The 22,435-nt window shown below is 66.5% G+C and carries 19 protein-coding genes; 7 read left to right on the top strand and 12 right to left on the bottom strand.

The features are described 5' to 3' along the window. Positions 1-39: 39 nt before the first annotated feature. Entirely contained in the window at positions 40-1,194 is a 1,155-nt protein-coding gene (locus DEQ92_RS01080) for a glycosyltransferase (protein WP_115820317.1), read from the top strand. Then, positions 1,191-2,264, top strand: coding sequence for a glycosyltransferase family 4 protein (locus DEQ92_RS01075; RefSeq protein WP_004976962.1), 1,074 nt, complete (start codon positions 1,191-1,193; stop codon positions 2,262-2,264). Before DEQ92_RS01080 ends, DEQ92_RS01075 begins: the two co-directional genes overlap by 4 nt. Before the next feature lie 68 nt (positions 2,265-2,332). Here the strand turns inward: DEQ92_RS01075 and DEQ92_RS01070 are convergent, their stop codons facing one another. From DEQ92_RS01070 to DEQ92_RS01060, 3 genes are all read right to left on the bottom strand, one after another. Continuing rightward, positions 2,333-3,775, bottom strand: coding sequence for a lipopolysaccharide biosynthesis protein (locus DEQ92_RS01070; protein WP_004976960.1), 1,443 nt, complete (start codon positions 3,773-3,775; stop codon positions 2,333-2,335). A 48-nt stretch (positions 3,776-3,823) separates the two neighbouring features. After that, positions 3,824-5,221 (bottom strand): sulfatase-like hydrolase/transferase, encoded by a 1,398-nt coding sequence (locus tag DEQ92_RS01065; protein WP_004976958.1) that lies wholly within the window; start codon positions 5,219-5,221, stop codon positions 3,824-3,826. Between the two features lie 114 nt (positions 5,222-5,335). Next, positions 5,336-6,748 (bottom strand): sulfatase-like hydrolase/transferase, encoded by a 1,413-nt coding sequence (locus tag DEQ92_RS01060; RefSeq protein WP_004976955.1) that lies wholly within the window; start codon positions 6,746-6,748, stop codon positions 5,336-5,338. A gap of 101 nt (positions 6,749-6,849) precedes the next feature. Here DEQ92_RS01060 and DEQ92_RS01055 point away from each other — a divergent pair, with 101 nt between their 5' ends. Next, positions 6,850-8,193, top strand: coding sequence for a sulfatase (locus tag DEQ92_RS01055; protein ID WP_050459077.1), 1,344 nt, complete (start codon positions 6,850-6,852; stop codon positions 8,191-8,193). A 57-nt stretch (positions 8,194-8,250) separates the two neighbouring features. Here DEQ92_RS01055 and DEQ92_RS01050 read toward each other — a convergent pair whose 3' ends face one another. Both DEQ92_RS01050 and DEQ92_RS01045 read right to left on the bottom strand, forming a co-directional pair. Continuing rightward, on the bottom strand, positions 8,251-9,009 hold the full coding sequence (locus DEQ92_RS01050) for a hypothetical protein (RefSeq protein ID WP_004976951.1): 759 nt from the start codon (positions 9,007-9,009) through the stop codon (positions 8,251-8,253). Between the two features lie 283 nt (positions 9,010-9,292). Further along, entirely contained in the window at positions 9,293-10,216 is a 924-nt protein-coding gene (locus DEQ92_RS01045) for a glycosyltransferase family 2 protein (protein ID WP_081605239.1), read from the bottom strand. A gap of 134 nt (positions 10,217-10,350) precedes the next feature. On the opposite strand from DEQ92_RS01045, the gene DEQ92_RS01040 reads away from it, so the two are divergent. Next, on the top strand, positions 10,351-11,049 hold the full coding sequence (locus DEQ92_RS01040) for a CatB-related O-acetyltransferase (protein ID WP_049905203.1): 699 nt from the start codon (positions 10,351-10,353) through the stop codon (positions 11,047-11,049). A 36-nt stretch (positions 11,050-11,085) separates the two neighbouring features. Here DEQ92_RS01040 and DEQ92_RS01035 read toward each other — a convergent pair whose 3' ends face one another. The 3 genes from DEQ92_RS01035 to DEQ92_RS01025 all read right to left on the bottom strand — a co-directional run bounded on the left by DEQ92_RS01035 (position 11,086) and on the right by DEQ92_RS01025 (position 14,322). Further along, positions 11,086-12,033, bottom strand: a complete 948-nt coding sequence (locus tag DEQ92_RS01035) for a hypothetical protein (RefSeq protein ID WP_008093414.1) — start codon at positions 12,031-12,033, stop codon at positions 11,086-11,088. A 108-nt stretch (positions 12,034-12,141) separates the two neighbouring features. After that, complete coding sequence (locus tag DEQ92_RS01030) at positions 12,142-13,584, bottom strand: sulfatase (protein ID WP_115804851.1); 1,443 nt, start codon at positions 13,582-13,584, stop codon at positions 12,142-12,144. 18 nt (positions 13,585-13,602) lie between these two features. Beyond that, complete coding sequence (locus DEQ92_RS01025) at positions 13,603-14,322, bottom strand: glycosyltransferase family 2 protein (RefSeq protein ID WP_004976940.1); 720 nt, start codon at positions 14,320-14,322, stop codon at positions 13,603-13,605. A 186-nt stretch (positions 14,323-14,508) separates the two neighbouring features. Between DEQ92_RS01025 and DEQ92_RS01020 the strand changes: the two genes are divergently transcribed. Then, the gene (locus DEQ92_RS01020; protein WP_115804852.1) at positions 14,509-17,643 is read left to right on the top strand and encodes an oligosaccharyl transferase, archaeosortase A system-associated; all 3,135 of its coding nucleotides are present in this window, start codon (positions 14,509-14,511) and stop codon (positions 17,641-17,643) included. Between the two features lie 123 nt (positions 17,644-17,766). Next, positions 17,767-18,735 carry a DUF368 domain-containing protein gene (locus DEQ92_RS01015; RefSeq protein ID WP_004976937.1) on the top strand — a complete coding sequence of 323 codons (969 nt, stop codon included), beginning with the start codon at positions 17,767-17,769 and terminating at the stop codon, positions 18,733-18,735. 102 nt (positions 18,736-18,837) lie between these two features. Here the strand turns inward: DEQ92_RS01015 and DEQ92_RS01010 are convergent, their stop codons facing one another. Together DEQ92_RS01010 and DEQ92_RS01005 are read right to left on the bottom strand one after the other, a co-directional pair. Then, complete coding sequence (locus tag DEQ92_RS01010; RefSeq protein WP_115804853.1) at positions 18,838-18,993, bottom strand: rubrerythrin-like domain-containing protein; 156 nt, start codon at positions 18,991-18,993, stop codon at positions 18,838-18,840. A 172-nt stretch (positions 18,994-19,165) separates the two neighbouring features. Then, on the bottom strand, positions 19,166-19,720 hold the full coding sequence (locus DEQ92_RS01005) for a class I SAM-dependent methyltransferase (protein WP_115804854.1): 555 nt from the start codon (positions 19,718-19,720) through the stop codon (positions 19,166-19,168). A gap of 187 nt (positions 19,721-19,907) precedes the next feature. On the opposite strand from DEQ92_RS01005, the gene DEQ92_RS01000 reads away from it, so the two are divergent. Next, entirely contained in the window at positions 19,908-20,096 is a 189-nt protein-coding gene (locus tag DEQ92_RS01000) for an HEWD family protein (RefSeq protein ID WP_049905201.1), read from the top strand. A gap of 36 nt (positions 20,097-20,132) precedes the next feature. Here the strand turns inward: DEQ92_RS01000 and DEQ92_RS00995 are convergent, their stop codons facing one another. Together DEQ92_RS00995 and DEQ92_RS00990 are read right to left on the bottom strand one after the other, a co-directional pair. Beyond that, on the bottom strand, positions 20,133-20,813 hold the full coding sequence (locus DEQ92_RS00995; RefSeq protein WP_004976934.1) for a phosphoglycolate phosphatase: 681 nt from the start codon (positions 20,811-20,813) through the stop codon (positions 20,133-20,135). Between the two features lie 127 nt (positions 20,814-20,940). Continuing rightward, on the bottom strand, positions 20,941-22,143 hold the full coding sequence (locus tag DEQ92_RS00990) for a Cdc6/Cdc18 family protein (RefSeq protein ID WP_004976933.1): 1,203 nt from the start codon (positions 22,141-22,143) through the stop codon (positions 20,941-20,943). Positions 22,144-22,435: the final 292 nt, after the last annotated feature.

The raw sequence follows: 22,435 nt of genomic DNA, 5'->3' as shown, positions 1-22,435 counted from the left end.
CCTACAGCACTTTTATTCTTGGTGGGAAAACCACATTTCATGCGCGCACGCCTCCGTCGCCTCCTCGCCGCGACGTTCGGACTCCTCTCTCTGACGGGGGTCCCCTACCTCGTCTACCTCGCGTTGCTCCGGGTCGTCGACACTTCGGGGTCGCCCGCCCGGAAGTCCCCTGACGAGCCGACCGTGAGCATCGTCCTCCCGACCTACAACGAGGCGAGCATCATCGAGGCGAAGCTCGAAGACATCCTCGCGCTCGACTACCCGATGGAGAAGGTCGAGGTGGTCGTCGCCGACGCGAGCGACGACGACACGCCCGCTGTCGTCCGCGACTTCTTCGCCGGACGCGACGCCCCCGAACTGACGCTCCTCCACGACGACGAGCGTCGGGGGGTCGCACCCGCCCTCAACGAGGCGTTCGCGGCGGCGAGCAACGAACTGCTCTTCCGAACCGACGCCGACTCGAAGCTCGCCCCGGACGTGCTCCGGCAGGCAGCGGCGAACCTCTCGGACCCGACTATCGGCGCGGTGACGGGCCAACAGTCCGAAGTCCTCGGCGACAGCGAGGTCGAATCGGACTACCGCGGCATCCTCACGAAGATTCAGGGCCTCGAATCCCACCTCGACTCGACGTTCATCTTCCACGGCCCCTGCTTCGCGTTCCGCGCCGAGGACTTCGTCCCGATCTCCGACGACTCCCTCGCCGACGACACCGAACTCGCGCTCCGCATCCGCCGGGCCGGCAAGCGCGTCGTGATGGACCCCGCGATGGCGTTCACCGAGTCCGGCGTCTCCGAGTTCTCGAAGCGCCGACAGCGCAAGGACCGCCGGGCGATGGGCCTGCTCAAACTCCTCGTCCAGAACCGAGACATGCTCGGCCGCTACGGGTTCTACGGGACCGTCGTCCTCCCGTTCAACTGGTGGTTCATGGTCGTCTCGCCGTGGCTGCTCGCGGCGACCGTCGCGCTGGCGACCGCCGCCGGCGTCCTCCTCGCGGGGCCGCTCGGCCTCGCCGTGCCGGGTGTCGTCGCCGCCTTCGCGTGGGCGGGGCAGTCCGAACGCCTCGGTCCGCTCCAGCCGCTGTACGCCGTCTTCGACTCGCAGGTGTCGCTGCTCGTCGCCGCGGTCGAACTCCTCCGCGACGAGGGCGACGGCACGTGGGAACTCGACCGCGAGTCGAGGGAGTACTTCGAATGAACGTCCTCTACGTCACGACGCGGTATCCTCCGCACACCGGCGGCGTCGAGGCACACGTCGCCGAGCTCGCGACCCGGCTCGCAGCGGTGGGACACGACGTGACGGTCCTGACCGCCGACGCCGAGGGACTCACCCGCTCGGCGGAGTACCGAGACGGCGTCCGCGTGATTCGACACCCCGGCGTCGCCCCCGGCGGCGCGTTCCACGTCGCCCCGGAGATACTGGCGACCGTGCGCCGCCTCGCCCGCGGCGCCGACCTCGTCCACGCACACAACTACCACTCGCTTCCACTCCTGTTCGCGGCGCTCGGCACCGGCGCGGAGACGCCGTTTGTCGCCACCCCGCACTACCACGGCGGGAGCGCCTCCGACCTGCGAGACAAACTGCTGTCCGTCTACCGAGTCCCGGGCGGGTGGGCGCTCCGCCGCGCCGACGCCCGCATCGCCGTCAGCGACTGGGAGCGCCGGCAGCTCGAAGCCGACTTCGGCGTCGAGGCGACGGTGATTCCGAACGGTCTCGACGTGTCGCGGTTCGCCGAGGCGTCGCCCGACCCCGAGTGGGCGGACCACGACTACCTGCTTTCTGTCGGTCGGTTAGCGGAGTACAAAGGCGTTCAGCACGTGATTCGAGCCCTCCCCGGCCTCGACTACGACCTCGCGGTCGCCGGCTCCGGCGACTACGGGTCGGAGCTGAAGCGACTCGCCCGCGAGGTCGGCGTCGAAGACCGCGTTCACTTCCTCGGTTTCGTCGACGACGAGGACCTACCGGGGCTGTACGCCGGCGCGGCGGCGTTCGTGACGATGTCGGAGTTCGAGGCCTACGGGATGACGGTCGCCGAGGCGCTCGCCGCGGGCACCCCGTGCGTCGTCCGCAACGCGGGAGCGCTCGTCGACTGGGCGGACCGCGACGACTGCGTCGGCGTCGACCCCGCGGCCCTCGTTTCGGGCATCGAGCGCGCGGTCGACCTCGACGCGCCGGCGGAACCGCTTCCGACGTGGGAGTCCGTGGTCGAGCGGACGACCGCGGTCTACGACACGGTCTGTCGCGGCGGGTGGAACGCGGCGCACTGAGAACCGAACCGGGTCGGGTCGGGTCGGACTGGGTTGATGCGGCGGCCCCCGACGCCGGCGTCGCTCGCTTACTCGCCCGAGAGCCCGGGGACCGTGTTTCTGACCGTCTCGCGGAAGTGGCTGCTCAGTCCGAGGAGCGCCGCGAAGTAGGCGACGGCACCGAACCCGACGACGAGCAGCAGCGAGACCCACCCGGTAATCGAGACGGCGTATTCGAGGACCGACCAGACGAGGGCAAACATGACCGCGCCGGCGACTGTCTGTTCGAGCATCGGACGCGTGAACACGACGCCGCCGAACTCGCGGTGGGCGACGTACTGGAAGACGGCGTGTCGAACGACCTCCGCGGCGACCGTGCTGGCGACGACGCCGACGAGCCCGTAGACGCTCCCGAGCGCGACCGCGGCCGGAAGGTGCAGGAGGACGATGAAGCTGTTCACCCGGAAGACGAGCTCCGGGCGGTCGGTGCCCTGTAAGACGGCCTCGAAGGGGTGGCGGTAGGCATTGCCGATCTGGAACAGGGTCATCCCGACGACCACGAGCACCGGCGTGTTGGCGAAATCGCTACCGAACAGCGTCGTCACCAACTCCTTCGGCATCGCGGCCGCGCCGAAGAAGACCGGAATCGCGATGAGCCCCGCGTAGGAGATGGAGTTAATCAGGTCGAACCGCACGTCGCCGCCGACGGAGTCGACGCCGCTCGACTTGACGTTCAGCACGTTTCCGATGGTCGTCGCGAACATCGCCCCGGGCTGGGCGAGCTGAATCGAGACCGAGTAGTACGCGACCGAGGCCGGGCCGACGAACGCCTGGATGATGAGCACGTCGGCGCTGGAGTAGAAATTCGACAGCATCGAGGTCGGGACGCTCCACCGGGCGAAGTCGTAGATTCGCTCTGCGACCCGTTTCGTCGGGCGCGCGGGGAGAACGCGCGAGAGGACTGCGGCGAGGACGGCCGTTCCGACCGTCGCGATGGCCAGGCCGAGAACGAGCCCGAACGCCTCGAAGCCGAGCCAGTAAAAGAGCAGCTGGAGCGCGATGGTCAGGAGGCTCCGGATGCCGTCGACCCACGAGGAGACCGCCGGGTGACCCGTGCCGGCGTAGAGCTTGTTCGCGATGTTGAACAGTCCGAGCGACACCACCACGAGCACCACGCCGACGGCCAGTTCGCGGGTTCCGAAGTAGTCGACGGCGTAGGGCTCGAGGAGTACGTACGCACCGGCGACGACGAGCGAGAACGCGAGGTGCGCGAGGAGCGCCGTCCCGAAAAAGGAGCCGGGCTCGACGCCGACCTCGCTCACCCGCTTTTTGACCGCCGCGCCGATACCGCTCGGAACCTGCGTGAGGACGAATGCGGCGGCGAGGACGGTCCGGTACTTTCCCCAGCCGACGTCGCCGAGGAGGTTCGCGAAGATGACGACGCCGGCGAAGCCGGTACCGGCGGTGAGGACCTTCGAGAACAGGGAGAGGAACGCCTCGCGGCCGATGGAGAGGCTGTCTGTCTTTTTCATGGGAGGCTGAACGACCGGCGTGCGAGGGAGTGGTCTGTCACGGCTGGGTCAGAGATAGCCGAGTTCGCGGAGTCGGTCCGCCGTCGCGCCGTCGACGCCGAGTTCGTCTTCGGCGGACCGAGCGCGCTCCGCGTAGTCGGCGACGGGCATCTCGAAGAACGAGTCGTCGAGCGACTCGGCGTCGAACGGTTCGTCGGTCTCGGCCTGCCAGCACGGGCGGTCGGCGTCGAGACGGTAGGTCTCTCGACTCCCGTCGTCCGCCCAGACGAACTTGCGGTCGCCGTCGTAGACGGCGCGGAGCATCCGGTTCGTGTCCCGCGCCTGTTCGGCGAGCTTGTGCTGTTTGCCGCTGTGACCGATTCGCTCGACGGGAATCCGCGCGTCGGTCACGTCGGGGCGCTCCCCACGGGCGAGGCCGACGAGGAGGTCGCCGAGCCGAAGGTGCGAAACGTAGCCGTCGACGACGTCGGTGCCCTCACCGGGCGCGTTCACGACCACGAGTGGGACGTGCGTCAGCGCTTCGTTGAGGCTGCTTTCGGTGTGACCCCACAGGCCGCCGTCGGCCTCGAACGCGAGGTTGTCGCCGTGGTCGGAGGTGACGACGAACGTCGTCTCCTCGTCTGTCGCCGCCCGCACCTCGTCGATGAACGAACACACTTTGCGGTCGAGGTAGTCGATGGCCGCGCCGTAGAGGTCGCGGTAGCGCGTCATCTCGGTCTCGTCGCCCTCGGCGACGATTCGCGACCAGTCGAGGCGCTCGGAGCTCCACGAGTTCGGCGCGTCGTGGAGACTCCCGTCGTAGCCGAGGATGTGCCGCAGGGGACCGTGGGCGTCCATGAAGTTCGTAAAGAGGAAAAACGGCTCGTCGGACGCGCCGACGAGGCGGTTTGCCTGCCCGATGAGCGTCTTCGCGCCGTCGTCCATCGGCTTCGGCACCGGCGCGGTCGCCAGCATGTTGTCAACTTGGACGGCCGCGCCGTTGAGGAGGCTCTGAACCGGCTGTTCGTGTTCGAGCGCGCGCCTGAGGAACTCGAGTTGTTTCCCGAGGCCGGTCTTCTCGCAGGACTGGCCGAACCGGGCCACGTCGATGCCCTCGGGGAAACGTCGGTCGGGAGAGATGTTGGAGAACTCGTCGAAGAAGCCGTCGAACCCGAACGACGACCCGGCCCAGACGTTGGCGCTCACGCCGAGCGCGCGGTGGTCCGGAAGCTCGGCGAGAAACGTGTCGTCGCGACCGATACCCGAGAAGTCGCGGTGGTAGGCGTGGACGCCGTGTTCGTGGGGGAGCGTCCCCGTGAACATGCTCGCGTGGCTCGGGGCGCTCCAGGTGCTGGCGGTTCGGCACTGGTCGTAGATGATGTCCGCCCGCTCCTGGAGCCGCGAGGAGAAGGAATCGAAGAAGTCCTTTCGGACAGTATCGAGACAGATAAGGACGACATTTCTCATACGTCGGTACAGGTGGCTGATGCGGCGGCCATAGAAAGGTTCTTCGGGACCGAAATCACCGCCGAAACCGCCCGAAATCGGGAGGAAACGGTCGCCGACCGGCGCGTCAGCTGTTCAGATGTAGCCGAGGTCGCTCAGGCGCGACTTCGTCGTCTGGTCCACGTCGTGGTCGGTGCTCGCGGTGACGGCCTCGCGCTTGTACTCGTCGAGCGGAGCGTCGAAGAACGCCTCGTCGAGGTCGCCGATATCGACGTCCTCCGCCGCGAGTTCCTGCCAGTTCGGTCGGTCCGGGTCGAGTCGGTGGCGAAGCCGAGTCCCGTTGGAATCCCACTCGTACTTGTCGGCCCCGTCGTAGACGACGCGGATCATGCGGTCCCACTCGCGGCGCTCCGCCTCGGACGCGTCGGCGGCCATGTTGGAGCCGATTCGCTCGGCGGCGATACGCGCTTCGAACACGTCGGGCGTCTCCCCGCGCGCGAGTCCGACGAGCAAGCGACCGAGGTCGACGTGCGAGAAGTAGCCGGTCTCGCTGTCGTCGTATCCCTCGGGCGCGTTGACGACGAGAAGCGGGACGTGGAGCAGCCCCTCCGTGAGGACGCCCTTGTGGGCGAGGAGGCCGCCGTCGGCCTCGAACGCGAGGTTCTCGCCGTGGTCGGCGGTGATGACGAACGTCGTCTCTCGGTCCGTCTCGTCCTGCACGCGGTCGATGAACGAACACACCTTGCGGTCGAGGTAGTCGATGGCCGCGCCGTAGAGCCCGCGGGTGTGTTCGATGTGCTCCCAGTTCTCTTCGAGTTCGCCGGAGACGTTGACCTCGTGGGTGCTGTACTCGCCCGTCGTCCACGAGTACGGCGCGTCGTGGAGGTCTGAGTCGTAGCCGCGGACGTGGGTGAGCGGACCGTGGGCGTCCATGAAGTTCGTGAACATGAAAAACGGGTCCGCGTCGCCGTGTTCGCGGACGAGCTTCACCGCCTCGCGCGAGACGATGTTCGCCCCGTCGTCGAGCGGCTTCGGCACGGGGAGCTCGGCGAACTGTCGGTCGAACTCGACGAGCGCGCCGTTGGCGAGGCTCTGGACCGGATGGTCGCTGGCGAGCGAGGCTTTCAGGAAGGCGAGGTAGCGGGCGAGCCCCGTCTCCTCACACTCCTGTCCGAACTTTTCGGCGTCGATGCCGTCGGGGAACCGCCGGTCGGGCGAGACGCTGGTGAAGTCGTCGAAAAGCAGGTCGAAGCCGAACGCGTCGCTGGCGTAGACGTTCGCGCTCGACCCGAACGCCCGGTGGTCCGGGAGGTCAGCGAGAAACGTGTCTTCCCGACGGAGCCCTGAGAAATCCCGGTTGTACACGTGAATCCCGTGTTGGTGCGGTAGTTTCCCGGTCATCATGCTCGCGTGGCTCGGAACGCTCCAGCCACTCGCAGCCCGACACTGGTCGAAAGAGGCGTCGGCCCGCTCGCGCAACCGCTCGGCGAACCGGTCGAAGTAGTCCTTCCGGACGGTGTCGAGACAGATGAGGACGACGTTTCTCATTTCGGGTTGTCGGCGATTCTTCGCCGGAGGTTATAGCACCTTCGAGTGTGCCGACCGCTGAGCAACAGATATTTGAACGCACCTGCCACACCACCGAAGCAATGAACACCGTGTTGATCACCGTCGACGCGCTCCGGGCCGGCCACGTCGGCCAGTACGGCTACCAGCGGGACACGCTTCCGGTCCTCGACCGCCTGCTCGACGACGACTCGACGCTGTTCACCGCCGCCTTCGCCAACGGTACCAACACGGGAATCTCGGTGCCGTCGCTTCTCACCTCCCGGTACCGCGGGGACGAACACGCCCGCGACGGGCCAAACATCGCCTCTCCGCTCCCCGACGAGGTATCGACCGCCGGCATCCATTCGAACACCTATTTCGCGAGCCGCGTCCCCCGCCCGGCCGACTTCGACCACTTCGACGACTTCGGCATCATGGACTCCGAGGACTCGGGGTCGCCGTCGGCGGCCCACAGGCTGTTTCGGCGGACGATGGACCTCGTCCGTCCGACGGTCGAGTCGCTCGGGATACGTCCCCTCGCCGAACGGATTCAGGAGGCCGTCTTCCCGGCGTCGCTCATCATGGAGCAGACGGTGTACGAGAACGCCGAGAAGACGACCGACCGGGCCCTGGAGTGGCTCGACGGCGTCGACGGCGATTTCTTCCTGTGGGTCCACTACATGGACCCACACCGCCCCTACGGCATCGACCTCGAGGACCCGGCGTACGCCGAGCCCGCCGACGAGTCGGAGATTCGCCGTCTCATGTCCAAGGCGGGAATCCACCCCGAAGACGTGACCGAAGCGGAGCGTCGGCGAATCGTCGACCTCTACGACTCGGATATCCGGTACACGTCCGACCACATCGACCGCTTCCTCGACGGGTTGCAGTCGCTCGGCCGCTACGACGAGACGGATATCATCCTCACCGCCGACCACGGCGAGGAGTTCGCCGACCACGGGAACTACTACCACCGGAACCGCCCCTACGACGAACTGACGCACGTCCCGCTCGTGGTGAAGTCCGACCGCGGCGACGGCGGGGTCGTCGACGACCAGCGCGAACTCCTCGACCTCGCGCCCACGGTAGCGCGAAACCACGGCGTCGAACCGCCGAGCGCGTTCCGCGGAACCGACCTCTTCGAGGGCGGTCCCCGGCGGGTCGTCTCGACCGGATCGTTCAGCGACGCCGGCCCCGTCGTCGGCGTCCGCGAGGACGGCTGGAAGTACATCGCGGTCGACGGCGAGGAAGACGAACTGTACGACCTCCGTGCCGACCCGAAAGAGCGCGAGAACGTCGCGGCCGACCACCCCGACCGCTGTGCCTCGTTCCGGTCGGAGATTCCGCCGCACCTGCTGCGCGAGACGACCGAGGGCGTCCCGGAGGCCGACGACGTGAGCGAGGACGTACAGAAGCGACTCGAAGAGCTCGGATATATGGATTGACCGCGAGGAGACGTCGTCAGCGGCGATAGCGTGGTGTCGTCCCGCTACGACGGGACGCTACAGGTAGCCGAGCGAAGAGAGCTTGCTGTCGAGACCGACATCGTCGGGGTCGGTGGATGCGGCGGGCGGCTCGTGAGTTCCCTCGTCAGTCGCCTCGGTGACGACCCACGGAACGCGAATGAGTTCCGGGACTGGAGTCGATCTGTGGTGGCCGTACAGTCCCCACTCGCCGAAACACTCGCCGTGGTCCGACGTGAGTATCACCCGCTCCGCATCAAGGTTCGAGAGGAGGAGTTCGAGGTCGTCGAGCGCCCAGCGTAGGTTGTCTAGGTAGCCCTCCCACGCCTCCTCGCGAGTTATCTTTCCGTCGAGAATCGCGCCGAATATCCCGGACCGGTCGTTCGCGTCGTCCTCGATGGCGAGCGCCCCGCAGTCGTGCTTCTCGAAGTGCGGGTACGGCGTGTGCGGCTGTTGGTACTGGATAATCGTTCGCTCTGGATCGAGTTCGCGGTGAGCCGCTATCGAGCGGTTCGTCACCGTCCGCGGCCGGACGCTCCCGATGTCGGCCTCCCAGGCGTCCCGCCACACCTCGTCCAACAACAACCAGTCGTTGGGGTCGAGCATGGCGTCAGAGTTCGGGTTGAACGTGACGAACGCCGTCTGGTCCATCTCCTCGCGATACTCCTCGGTGAAGTTGTACCGCATGAACTCGCGGGAGTTCGACCCGAGCGAGGTGGCGGTCGGGACGCGACCGTTGGGGAGGAAGTCGTACTCCGATGCGACCGCTTCGAGGGCGTCGGGACGGCACGTGTCCAAAATAATCAGCGCGTCCCAGTCCCGCTCGTATATCGGTCTCCCAAGTCGTGGAGCGTGCGAATACGCCCGCCGAACCGCGCCTCCCAGTAGCTCCGCGGCGCTGACTTTCGCCGCGGTCCCGAGGTTCAGATTCTGATAGTACCACCGTGCGTTAGATGCCCAATCGCCAAGCCCCATAGGAGACACTCCCTTCAGGGGGTTTTGAACGTTTCTCCACAGAAATACAGTTTGATAATCAGGCACCGAGTATCCCACCGGTCGGCGCGAGACGTTCCAGCGTCGGTCACGTGTCGGCGTACTCGCAGAACGCCTTCCTGCCCGCCTCGCTGAACTCGTCGCAGTCGACCTCGAAGCCGTAGTGGGCTTCCATCTCGGGGAGCGTCATCCGCGTCGCTGCGATGCGCGCTTCGAGCGCGCCCTTCCGCCGGAACTCCGCCGGGGCCTCGTGTCGTTCGAGCGGGAGCGATTTCAGGTAGGCGTACGGGAACGTCGCGAGGTCGTAGAGGCGCTTTAGGACCTCGCGGGGGAGGCTCCGCGGTCGCTCGAAGATGTAGTGGTGTTCGTGGTGGAGCGTCCACCGAATCGCGCTCCAGAAGGAGACGCCCGACTGGAAGTCGGTTATCTTCCCGTGGATGTCGCGGCTGATTTCGCCGCGCAGGTCGAAGTCGTAGCCCAGCGAGTCCGAGACGTGACCGTGGTCCAGCCAGATGAGCGCGTCGCGGGCGTACAGCCGTCGCCAGTGGTCGCGGTCCTCTGCGCCGCCCACGTCGTAGTACGGCACGTCGAGCAGGAGTCCGCGGGGGGCGATGTTCATCCCGCGCCCGCTGAGGAAGAAGGGACGGTCGACCTGCGCCTCCAGCGCGTGGAATATCTCGACGAAGTCCTCGATGACCCCCTCGTGGTAGTAGTCGTCCGTGTCGAGCGATTCGAGGACGTACTCGCCGCGGGACTCCTCGAAGGAGATGTTTCGGTCCCCGCCGAGCCAGTCGCACTCGTCCGACCGGTCAAGAACCGCCCGCAAGTTGTCGAATTCGGCCTCCAGCTCGCGGAGGATATCGCGGCTACCGTCGGTCGAACCGCCGTCGACGACGACGACCTCGTACAGTTCCTCGTCGACCTGCTCAACCATGCTCCGAAGCGACTCCTCGATGGTCTCGGCCATGTTGTAGTTACAGACCGCGATGGAGTAGCGAGGGGAACTGGACATACTCAGAGTGCCCCACACGAGGTTAAAAATCAACTGTCCGGTCGTCATCGCAGTCGCGTGCTCATCGCCCTTTTCTATCAATATTGATAACTAGAGGGCAAGGGTAATATAGTACCACGCGGAGACTCCGTACAATGCGGAGCGTAAAGACGACTGTCGAATCCGTGGTTTCGCGGCTTGGTTACCCCGAGATCGCCACGACGCTCATCGACAAGTCGCCCGCGGAGACGAACTTCTCACGGGGGCGGAACGTCGGCATCGAATCCGGCTGTTCGATGCGAGGAGATATTTCACTCGGTGACGACGTGCACGTCGGTCCCGACTGCGTACTCAACGGGACGGTAGGTCTCGGACGGGGGACGAATCTCAACGGTCGGAACACACTCAGAGGGACCGTCGATATCGGACGGTACTGTGCCGTTGCCCCCGGCGCGGAGTTCCGGTCGCAGAACCACACGACCGCGAATCCGACGCTGCAATTGAAACTGTACCGACAGGTCACCGGCGACGAGTTGGCGTGGACCTCGAAAGGAGACATCGACGTCGGAAGTGACGTGTGGATCGGTTCGAACGCGACCGTCCTCTCGGGAGTCTCTATCGGCCACGGCGCAATCGTCGGCGCGGGGGCCGTCGTGACGAGCGACGTAGAGCCCTACGCGGTTGTCGCGGGCGTCCCCGCCGAACGAAAGAAGTGGCGGTTCGACGAACACATCCGAGAGGAACTGCTCGACACGGCGTGGTGGAACTGGTCGGAGGAGAAGGTAGCAGAGAACAGACAGTTCTTCGAGACGGACCTCACGAGCATCGAGAGCGTCTCCGACGTGCTCGGGTGAGACTGCCGAACGAATTCGAATCGGAACCCCGGCTGACTACTTGTAGCCGAGATTCTCCAGTCGCTCCGTGACCTCCGCGGAGGTGGCGCGGCTGCTGGACTCGACGCCGTCGTCGGTGATAGTCGGCCGCTCGCCGTCGAGGACCGCCCACGGGACCGTCACGAGGCCGGGGTGGCGGTGGTACGGCAGGTGTTGGTGGTAGGTGAACGGCAGCGGCCACGACTTCGCTTCGACCACGTTGCCGTGGTCGGACGTGAGGACAATGCGCTCGTCGAACGCGTCGATGAGCCGTTGGACCTCGTCCATCGCGTAGGTCAGGTTCTCGCCGTACGCCTGCCACATCTCTTCTTCGTCGACGATGCCCTTGGCCGCGGCCTCGAAGACGTTTCCGGCGCGGTCGTCGCCGTCCATGTCCAGGTCCTCGAACAACTGGTAGGTACAGAAGTGGAGGTCCGGGCGGCCGACGAACGGGACGTGCGGTTGCATCAGGTGAACGATGAGCCGCTTGTCCGGGTACTCTTCGCGCGCTCGAATCGCGGCGTCGATGATGGGTCCGGGGAGAATCGCCTCCACGTCGTCGTCGTAGGCGTCCTGCCACACTTCGAAGAGCTTGTGCCACTTGTCCGGCACCTTCTTCGAGACCTGCGGGTTGCCCGAGACGTAGACGATGTCGCCGTACTCGTCGGGGAACGAGACCGGGAGCCACTCGGGAGTCGCACTCGCTCGACTGGTCTCCGCGCGGTAGTCGTCGAACTGGTCGAGGTCGACGAACTCCTCGAAGAGGTCGGCCCGGCACGCGTCAAGGACGACGAGCGTGTCCCAATCCGCGTCGACCACGTCGATTCCGCGCCTGCCCGGATACAGTTTCGTCTGAATCGCCCCGTTTCCCCGCCGCATCAGCGTCCCCCGCCACCAGTTCAAACTCCGGCCGTTCTCGGCGATCTGCGAGAGGCCGTATTTGATCCGGTCGAATGCGTTCGACATAGAGGACCGGACCCAACCGACCAAAGAAAAACTTTCTATGGCTTCGGAACGGGGCGGGCCACGACGACGACCCGCCGTCACACCGGCCCCGCAACCGTAGACGCCCCGCTACAGGTACCCTAAGTCCTTCAGGCGCTCTTTCGTTGCACCCTCGGCGGCATCGATGCCCTCGCTCTCCTCGCGGACGCCGAGGTCGTCGAACGCGCCGAACGTCTCCGAGACGACGCCGTCGTCGGTATCGGCGGCCTTCCACGCGGTCTTCGCGTCGAAGATGCGAACCGTGCTGGCGGCGTCCTCCCAGGCCTGATACTGCACCACGCCCTCGTCGGTCGTCTCGTAAACGGTCCGTGAGACGCCTCCGTAGGGCATGACGGACCCACAGAACTCCTCGGCGAGCGCCTGTGAGGGTTCGTCGAGGCCGTGGGTCGAGGCGACGACCGCCCCGTCGTCGGGGACGAACGCGTCGCGGTCCCACTCACCGTCGAGTACGGCGTCGACCACGCGCGGGAACTCGGTGAGCGAGGCCGCCGCGGAGACCGTCTCGGAGTCCGCCTGCCCGGGGAACTTGACGACGAGCGGGACGTGGAGGACCGCCTCGTGTACGTCCTTGCCGTGGCCGGCGAGTCGCACATCGGGCTTGACCTGACTCTTCTCGCCGAAGCCCTCGCCGTGATCGCCGGTGACGACGATGAGCGTGTCCTCGTACTCGCCGCGCTCTTTGAGCGTCGAGACGAGGCGTTTGATTTGGGCGTCCATCTGTCGGATGGTTCCGTCGTACAGCCCCTCCATGGCGCGTTTCTCCCACCAGGGTCGGTGGCCACCGAGGTACTCCCACACCTGGTCGTCGACGTCCTGTTGGAGCTTCTGGAGGCGTTTCCCGCCCCAGTTGTCGTGTTCCGGGCGGGGTTCGTACGGCATGTGACCGTCCATGAGGTTGATGCAGGCGGCCCACGAGTCGTTCCGCGTCTCCTCCCAGTCCAGAAAGAGGTCGACGTACACGTCCGCGGGCGTAGTCGCCTTCAGCGAGTCGGGGAGGTACTGCGGGTAGTCCCACGCGAGCTTCGTGACGACCCCATTTGCGAGCGACTTCGCCGGGTGGTCGTGGGACAGACACCGCTTGAGGTAGCCGGCGTAGTTGCCCTGTCCCTCGGTGAGCACGAAGTTGCTCGGGTCGAGACCCTCGACGTACGGGATGTTCCGCGCGCCCTCGACGGTCTGGAAGGTCTCTTTCAGTCCCACGTCCATCTCGGTGACCCACGTGTTCTCGGAGAAGATGCCGGTCGAGTAGCCCTCGTCGGCGAGCCGCTCGAAAATGGTGTGTCCGGGTTCGAGCTTGTTTTTCGCGCCGGTGACGCCGTGTTCGGCGACGTGGTAGCCGGTGAAGATGCTGGTGTGGCTCGGCAGGCTCCACGAGCCGGGGCTGATACCGGTCTCGTAGACCGTGGCCTCGTCGGCGAGCGATTCCAAGAACGGGGTCGTCCGGTGTTCGTGGCCGTGCAGGCTAGTGTTGCTCGCACGGACGCTGTCCATGATGAGGAGTAGGATATTCATGATTCGGAGGTCTGAAACTCAGTGGTCGAGCGGTGCGTCGTCGGTGTCGCTGAGCGAGAAAACGTCACCGGCCCACGACGCGTCGTACTCGATTTTCGACGGGGAGATGACGTTCACCTTCGCGAGCGCCAGTTTGAGCGCGGGGACCGCGACCTGCTTCGGGTGGCGCTTGAACAGGTAGAACAGCCATTCGAGGTGGGTCCCCACGTCGAAGTCGGACTCGGTGTCGTGGTGCGGGACGATGCGACGGGGCAGGCGGTGAACCTCCGCGCCGGCCTTCTCGGCGCGAATCGCGAAGTCTGTGTCGCCGCCGTGTTCGCGGTGCTCGTCGAAGCCACCGACGCGCTCCCACAGGCTTCGGTGAAATATCATGAATCGCGTGAGCGTCCACCGCATGGGCCAGAAGTCCTCCAGCCCGACGACCTGGAACTCGTGCATCGAGTCGACGAGGTGTGCCGCGAGCCGAGTGGGGAAGGTGATGTCGTCGTCGGCGACGATTATCCACTCGTTTTCGGCCTCCTCGATGGCTCTGTTTCGCGCGTAGTTGCGGCCCTTGTCGGTGCGGACGACGACGTCGAGCCACTCCGGGGCGGTCTCACTGGAGTAACATCGCTCTCGGTTGCTCGCGACGACGAGCGACGCGTCGGAGAGCGTGGCGGTCACGTCGAGCGCCCGCGCCGTGTCGTCGCGGTACGACGCGCCCTCGTGGCTCCTGTCTTCCGTATCCCCGTCGGCCATACTGAGTGCTATCAGAAGGTCCCATATAAAGAGTGTCGTTCGCGCGGGTCGGCGCTCGATCGGCCGCGAAACTGCGACCTGACGGCCGCAAAACCACGCTGAATCGGGTCTCGACGGGAGCGAGCCCGTCTCGCCGATGAAACCGAGTCATAAGGCTTATGCGGGTTTTCCCAGTCCATCGAAGCGATGAGCGCAGACACAGAGCGCATCGAGGGCCCCGACTCGAAGTCGGTCCTCGACCTCGCCAAAGACTGGTATCACGTCCCCGCCCTCCTCGTGATACTGGTCGCCATGTTGGCCGTCCGTCTTCGGTCGTATAGTAACTTTATCAGGGACGGTGATGTCCTCTTCTCCGGAAACGACGCCTGGTATCACCTCCGAGAGGTGACGTACTCCGTCCAGAACTGGCCGTCGACGATGCCGTTCGACCCGTGGACCTACTTCCCGTTCGGGACGAGCGTCGGCCAGTTCGGGACGGTTTACGACCAGATTATCGCGACGGCCGCCCTCGTCGTCGGCCTCGGCAGTCCGTCGGCCGACCTCGTGGCCAAGACGCTGCTTGTCGCGCCGGCCGTCTTCGGGGCGCTCGTGGCCATTCCGACGTTCCTCATCGGCCGTCGTCTCGGGGGTCGCCTCGGCGGCATCTTCGGGGTCGTCATCCTCGCTTTGCTCCCCGGGACGTTCCTCCAGCGCGGCCTCGTCGGCTTCGCCGACCACAACATCGCCGAGCCGTTCTTCCAGGGCTTCGCGGTCGTCGCCATCATGATCGCCCTCACCGTGGCGAACCGCGAGAAGCCCGTCTGGGAACTCGTCGCCGCCCGTGACTTCGACGCCCTCCGCTCCACCCTCATCTGGTCCGCGCTCGCCGGCGTGGGCATGGCGCTCTACATGTGGGCGTGGCCGCCGGGCGTCCTTCTGGTCGGTATCTTCGGCCTGTACCTGGTCCTCCAGATGGTCGCCGACTACGTCGGCGGACAGTCCCCGGAACACGTCGCGTTTGTCGGTGCGGTCTCGATGCTCGTCACCGGCCTCCTGATGTTCGTCCCGCTGACCGACTTCTCGTTCAGCGTGACGAACTTCAGTCTCCTCCACCCCGTGTTCGCCTTCGGTATCGGCGCGGGCGCGGTGTTCCTCGCTGCGCTGGCCCGGTGGTGGGAGTCTAACGACATCGACGACCGCGGCTACCCCGTCGCGGTCGCCGCCCTCGGCCTCGTCGCCGTCATCGGCACGGCCGTCGTCCTCCCCGACGCCTTCCGCCAGGTGAGCGTCAACTTCCTCCGCACCGTCGGCTTCAGCGCCGGTGCGGCGACGCGCACCATCGGCGAGGCACAGCCCTTCATCGCCGCGAGCGTCCTGCAGAACAGCGGCATGACCGCGACCGAGCGCATCATGTCCGAGTACGGTTTCACGTTCTTCACCGGCCTCGTCGGTGCCATCTGGCTCGTCGGCAAGCCGCTCGTCCGCGACGGCGACACTCGGAAGATCGGCTACGTCGCCGGCAGCCTCGCCGCCTTCGGCGTTATCTTCCTGATTCCGGCCATCCCGGCCGGCATCGGCGGGCTCCTCGGCCTCGAATCCTCGCTCGTCAGCCTCGCCATCGCGAGCGCCCTCATCGTCGGCGCGGTGCTGCAGGCCGACTACGAGAGCGAACACCTGTTCGTCCTCGTCTGGGCGGCCATCATCACCTCGGCCGCCTTCACGCAGGTCCGCTTCAACTACTACCTCGCGGTCGTGGTCGCGGTGATGAACGCGTACCTCCTCCGCGAGATTCTCTCGCTCGGTATCATCGACCTCGCCGGCACCGACCGCCTCGACGACGTGTCGTACGGGACGGTCGCCGTCGTCGCCGTCGCCCTGCTTCTCGTCCTCACCCCGGTGCTCGTCGTGCCGATTCAGCTCGGCAACGCCGGCACCAGCAGCAACGCCCTCCAGTCGTCCCAGACCGGACCGGGCACGGTGACGCAGTGGCAGGACAGCTTCGAGTGGATGCAGAACAGCACGCCCGAAGAGGGGCAGTTCGGCGGCGCATCCAACGAGATGGACTACTACGGAACTTACGAACGGACCGACGACTTCGACTACGCCGAGGGAACGTACGGCGTCATGTCGTGGTGGGACTACGGGCACTGGATAACGGTCCTCGGCGAGCGCATCCCGAACGCTAACCCGTTCCAGCAGGGCGCGACCGAGGCCGCGAACTTCCTCCTCGCGCCGAACGAGGAGCAGGCCTCCGACGTCCTCGCCGACATGAGCGAGGAGGGTAACGAGACCCGCTACGTCATGGTCGACTGGCAGATGGCCTCGACCGACTCGAAGTTCGGTGCGCCGACCGTCTTCTACGACGAGTCGAACGTCTCCACGTCCGACTTCTACAGTACGATGTACCGCCTGCAAGAGCAGGAGGGACAGACGAGAGTCGCCGCCGTGTCGAGCCTCAAAGACCAGCGGTACTACGAGAGCCTGATGGTCCGGCTCTACGCGTACCACGGCAGCGCCCGTGAGGCGTCGCCCATCGTCGTCGACTGGGAAGAACGAACGTCCGCCGACGGCGAAACCACGTTCAAGGTGACGCCGTCCGACGGGCAGGCGGTCAGAGTGTTCGACAACATGACCGCCGCCGAGGAGTACGTCGCGAACGACCCGACCTCGCAGATCGGCGGCATCGGCACGTTCCCCGAGGAACGCGTCGCCGCCCTCGAACACTACCGCCTCGTGAAGTCCTCAAACAACTCGGCGCTCCGTTCGGGGTCCTACCAGAACTCGTTCATCCGGGCGGGCAACACCTACGGCATCCAAGCGCAGGCGCTCGTTCCCAACAACCCCTCGTGGGTCAAGACGTTCGAGCGCGTCCCCGGCGCGACGGTCGAAGGCAGCGGTGCCCCGGCCAACACGACGGTGACCGCCCGCGTCCAGATGCGCGACCAGACCACGGGCACGAACTTCACCTACACGCAACAGGCGCAGACCGACGCCGACGGTGAGTTCACGATGACGCTCCCGTACTCCACGACCGGCTACGACGAGTACGGTCCGGACAACGGCTACACGAACGTCGACGTCCGCGCGACGGGCGACTACACGTTCACCGGGCCGACGACCTTCGCCGGGAACAACACCATCGTCAGCTACCAGGCGCAGAACGTCGCCGTCGAGGAAGGCCTCGTCAACGGTGCCGAAGACGGAACCGTGCAGGTCACTCTCGAACGGAACGAACAGGAGTTCAACCTGACTGAGAACTCCGATTCAGACGACTCGCAGACGAACGAGTCGGCATCGACCTCGGCGTCAGTCGACGCCAGCGCGGTTTCGGTCGCCGCGTAAGGTTTCGAGCCGGGCCGGGCAGTCGCCCGGTTTCAGACCGCCGTTTCGACGCGTTTCTCTTCTCGCCGCCGACCGACAGAGCGGTGGACTGATATCCTTCCCGAGAGAGCATCCGACAACGAAATGTCGAGGAACTCAGACGGGGCGACATCCCGTTTCTCGTGGCTTCTCATCTACCTGAAGGGCGTCTGTATGGGTGCCGCCGACGCCGTTCCGGGCGTCTCGGGCGGCACCATCGCGCTCATCACGGGCATCTACGAACGGCTCATCAGCGCGGTGACGGCCATCACGCCCGGCCGCATCAAGCGCGCTCTCGGCGTCGTCGTCCCGGGACGCCGGGCCGACGCAATCGCGGCGATGCGCGAGGTCGATGTCGGCTTCCTGCTCGCGCTCGGCGCGGGTATCGCCACCGCCATCGTGACCGTGATGCGCGTGCTACACATCGCGCTCAACGACGCACCGGTCCCCACCTACGGCTTCTTCTTCGGGCTCATCGCCGCGTCGGCGGTCGTCCTGTACGCGCAGGTCTCGCTCGACGGCCCGCGACAAATCGCGGCCGCCGTCGCCGGGTTCGTCCTCGCCTTCGTCGCCTCCGGCGGGAGCGGCGGCGCGTTCGGGCACTCGCTCCCGGCGATTGCGGTCGCCGGCGGCATCGCCGTCAGCGCCATGATTCTCCCCGGCGTCTCGGGGTCGCTTCTCCTGTTGATTCTCGGCCAGTACGAGTACATGAACGCGGCGCTCAACACGTTCATCGACCGCCTCATCGACATCGCCGGCGGCGCGTCGCTGTCGGTCATCGTCGAACCGGGAACGGTCGTCATCACGTTCATGCTCGGGGCGGTCGTCGGCCTGTTCAGCATCGCGCACGTCGTCCGCTGGGCGCTCGAACACCACCGCCGGGCGACGCTGGCGTTCCTCGTGAGTCTCATCGTCGGGGCGCTCCGCGCTCCCGTCGTCGAGAGCACCAACGCGCTCGTCGACGCGGGTCGGTCGTGGTCGACCGAGCTCTACGCCGCGTTCGCCGTGGCCGCGGTCGTCGGCGCGGCGGTCGTCCTACTTGTCGACCGGTACACGGGCATCATCGAATCCTGAGCGGGCCGTCGTGGCGGGCGGCCACGGCGACCCGGTGAGAAGGAAGTCGGCTGTCTGTTCGGACTCGATGCGCTCACGGACTCGCGCGGGCGGCGGCGAATCTCACTCGCGGGCGACGGCGATGTTACGAACCGACCCGCCGCAGTCGGGGCATTCCGACAGGTGAGACGCACTGACCGTTCGCGTGCGACAGGAACGACACTCGTAGTACCCCTCTGTCGGGTGATAGTCGTCGATGACTGAGTTATGCAATGCCATGACACCAATTACCACAGTTTTCGTGGTAAGCGTTGTCCTGATATTCACCAAATTACTCTAGCATGTTAATATTCAACACCGAATTGGTGTGTGAGTGGAAACTACATCAACCACACAGACTCACACATTCCAATTCCTGTGAGGGATTTTCGCTTCCGCCCTGTCGGTCGCGTCAGCGCCGGGCGACGCAGACGAAGGTCTCGCGTCTCGTTTCTCCGTGAGCGACGGTGAAGCCGACCGATTCGAGCGCGTCGATGGCGTCGCCGAGACCGAAGCGCTCGTCGAGCGGCGGCCCGTCCTCGCCCGAACCGGATGTGGACCAATCGACCACGACCACGGTGCCGCCGGGGCGGACGACGCGGGCGAGTTCGGCGAGCGCGTCGTCGGTGGCGAACTCGTGGTAGGTCATCGTCGAGAACGCGGCGTCGAGGTGGTCGTCGTCGAACGGGAGGGACGCCACGTCGGCCGTGACGAACTCGACGTTGTCGGGCGCGCCCTTCTCGCGGTAGTAGTCGTGCATGACCTCCTGTACGTCCACGGCGTAGAGCGTGCCGACGTGGGGAGCGACCTCGTCGGTGAAAAAGCCGGTACCGCTGCCGAGGTCGGCGACGACCCGGTCGGGAGCGACGCCGAGGTGCGAGAGCAGTTCCTCTCGGGAGACGAATCGGAACCGCGCGGGGTCGTCGAGTTTCGCCGCCCTGTCGGCGTCGAAGGTGTGAAAGCCCATGCGAACCACTCCGCGTCCCGACCCGTAAGTCCCATCGGTTCCGGAAGACGCGTGTTCGACTCGCACACAACCGCCCCGGTTAGTTCGCTCCGGCGGCGAGGAGTCGGACAGTCGGGACGGTCGGCCGTGCGACCGCGAAACTGCCGACGGCGATGGGCTTTTTTGCCCGGCAGTCAGTCTCACACGTATGGAACCCCAACTTCGACGACCGACGCGACGCGTCTGCGAGCGCTGCGGTCGGGTGGAACGCTGGGACGACGACGCCGCGACGTGGGTCGTCGCCGAAGAGGACGGCGAAAAACGGGTCGGAAGCCCCTACTGCATCCACGAGTGGGACATCAACGGCCGCTTCGCTCCCTTCGAAGAGCCGGCCTGAGACGCCGACGAACTGCGCGCGGTCGGCGGCTACGCGCTACGCCGCGTCTTCTTCCCGGAGCGATTCGAGCACCGAGAGCGTGCCGTCCATGTACGACTGTTCGAGCACCGTGTCGGCGGCTTCCTTGGCCACGTCGTCCGCGTTGGCGACGGCGAACGACCGACCGGCGACGCGGAACGTCGAGGCGTCGTTGACGCTGTCGCCGACGGCGACGAACTCCGCCGGGTCGTAGCCCATCGTCTCGCAGACGCGTTCGAGGCCGACGCCCTTCTCCACGCCCGGGGTCTTGATGTGGTACGCGTAGCCGGTGTCGATGACTTCGAGGTCGAACTCGTCGGCGACCTCCCGGAGGAGCGCCTCGTCGGCGTCGAGACGGGCGATTATCTCGGTCTCGCGCCAGCGGTTCGCGGTGTCTGCGGCGTCCCATCCGAGGTCGCCGCCGCGCGCGACGAACTCGTCGGCGGCGGCCTGCGCGGCCTCGCGGTCGCCGGTGAACGTCACCTCGCCGTCGGCGAGGACGACCCCGCCGTTCTCCGCGATGACGGTCTGCGGGAGGCCGAGGTAGTGACACAGCGAGACCGGGTAGGGAAACGCCTTGCCGGTGGCGAGGATGACGGGCGCGTCCCACGTCGGGAGCACCTCGAACGCGCGCGAGTCGAGGCGGCCCTGCGCGTCGGTGAGCGTCCCGTCGATGTCGAGTACGAGCGGCGGAACCATACCCGGAGTTGGGAGACGGGGGAAAAAGATTCAGCGGTCGGGGAGAAGCGCGCCGCAGGACGGCCCGGGCGGGTCGTCGCTCTCGCGGGTCACGCAGGTCTCGTTCTCGCAGGTCGCCCCCCGCGGCTCAGCGTTCGGCGTCGTCCAGTCCGCGGAACGCCAGCGTCGAGAAGTTCGGGATGGGCCGCGTCGCCGGCCGACCCGGCCCGTCGGTGGAGTCGCAGTCCGAGACGCGGCGGACGATGCCGAGGTCCGAAAGCTCGTAGAGGACGCGCCGGATGGTCGCGGGCGACAGCGACACCCGCGGGGACGCGGCGATGTTCTCGGTCGCCGCCGAGACGGAGGCCGTCGCCTCGTCGTCGAGCGCGACGAACGCCCGGAGGACGCGCCGGCGGCTCTCGGGGAGCGCGAACACGCGGCCGAGCGAACAGCCGTCGTCGGGGACGGCGTCGATGCCGGCGCAGACGTACTCGGTGTCGAGGGCGTCCGCGCCGTCGGCGGCGGCGAGCGTCGCCGCCCCGTAGAGCGCCGAGAGCGCGTCGTGGGCGTCGCCGTCGGCCCACTCGGCCACCTCGCGCGTCGCCTCGTGCGGGAGCGCGTTGCGGGTGACGCCGTCCGAGGCGCGCGCGACGAGGATGTCCACGAGGCTGTGGCGCTCGTAGGCCGGCACCGCGATGGACGCCGCGTCGGTGGCGTCGGTCGCCCCGTCCCCGTCGTCGCGCTCGCTCGCGTCGCTTCGAGGGTCGCGGCCGACCGTGAGCACCGAGACGTGTGGCGATACCGACGAGAGCGTCTCCACCGCCGTCGCCGCGGGGTAGGTCTCAGGCTCGCCGACGTGGTCGACGGCGACGACCGCGTGTTCGTCGTGGGCGACACGGTCTGTGAGTCGCTCGCGGAGCGCCTCGACGCCGACGCCCTGCGACGGCACCGGCTCCTCGCAGAGCGCGTCGAGCGCCGCGTGGAGGAGCGCGAACTCGGTCGAGGCGTCGCGGGAGTCGACGTAGGCGAAGGAGGTCGTCGGCGTGGCGGCGGTGCGCGTGGCGGTGTGGATGACCGACCGCTGGGAGGGGAGCGCGCTGGAGAGGTGCTCGAAGAGCGTCGCGACGACCGCCGACTTCCCGGCTCCCTTCGGCCCGTGGACGTGGGCGTCGGACGGCAGGTCGCCGTCGAACACCGGGTCGAGGTGGTCGAGGATGCGTTCGAGCGTCGGCCCGCGGCCGGTCGGCTCCTCGGGGTGGGCCGTCGGGTCGAGCGCGTTCAGGTCCCGGACGAGCCGACGTCTCGTCCCGCCGCGGCGGCGTCGCCTGGTGATTCTGTCTTCGAGGCGCATGGCGTGGAAAGTCCGTGGCAGACGGTATCCGGCGCACGCGTAAAAATCGACCACTACCGACATCATCCCTGAGAAGTGAGAACATGAAACACGGAAATCGGCCGTCCGGGGCGCTTCAAAGCCAGTTGAGAGGTTCGTTGCCGGCGGAGATTCCATACCGGACGTAACTAATAAGAACAATAATTTTGAATTATTGCCGTCGTTTCGAATAGGCGTAGAAACGCCGAGCTACGGTATTCTACGGCCAGTACGATGGCAATCCGGCCGCCGAAGTGGTCCGTTCCGTGAGACG

The sequence above is a fragment of the Haloferax sp. Atlit-6N genome, from assembly GCF_003383195.1.
Classification (GTDB): Archaea; Halobacteriota; Halobacteria; order Halobacteriales; family Haloferacaceae; genus Haloferax; species Haloferax gibbonsii.
This window is presented reverse-complemented; position numbering and strand designations above follow the sequence as displayed.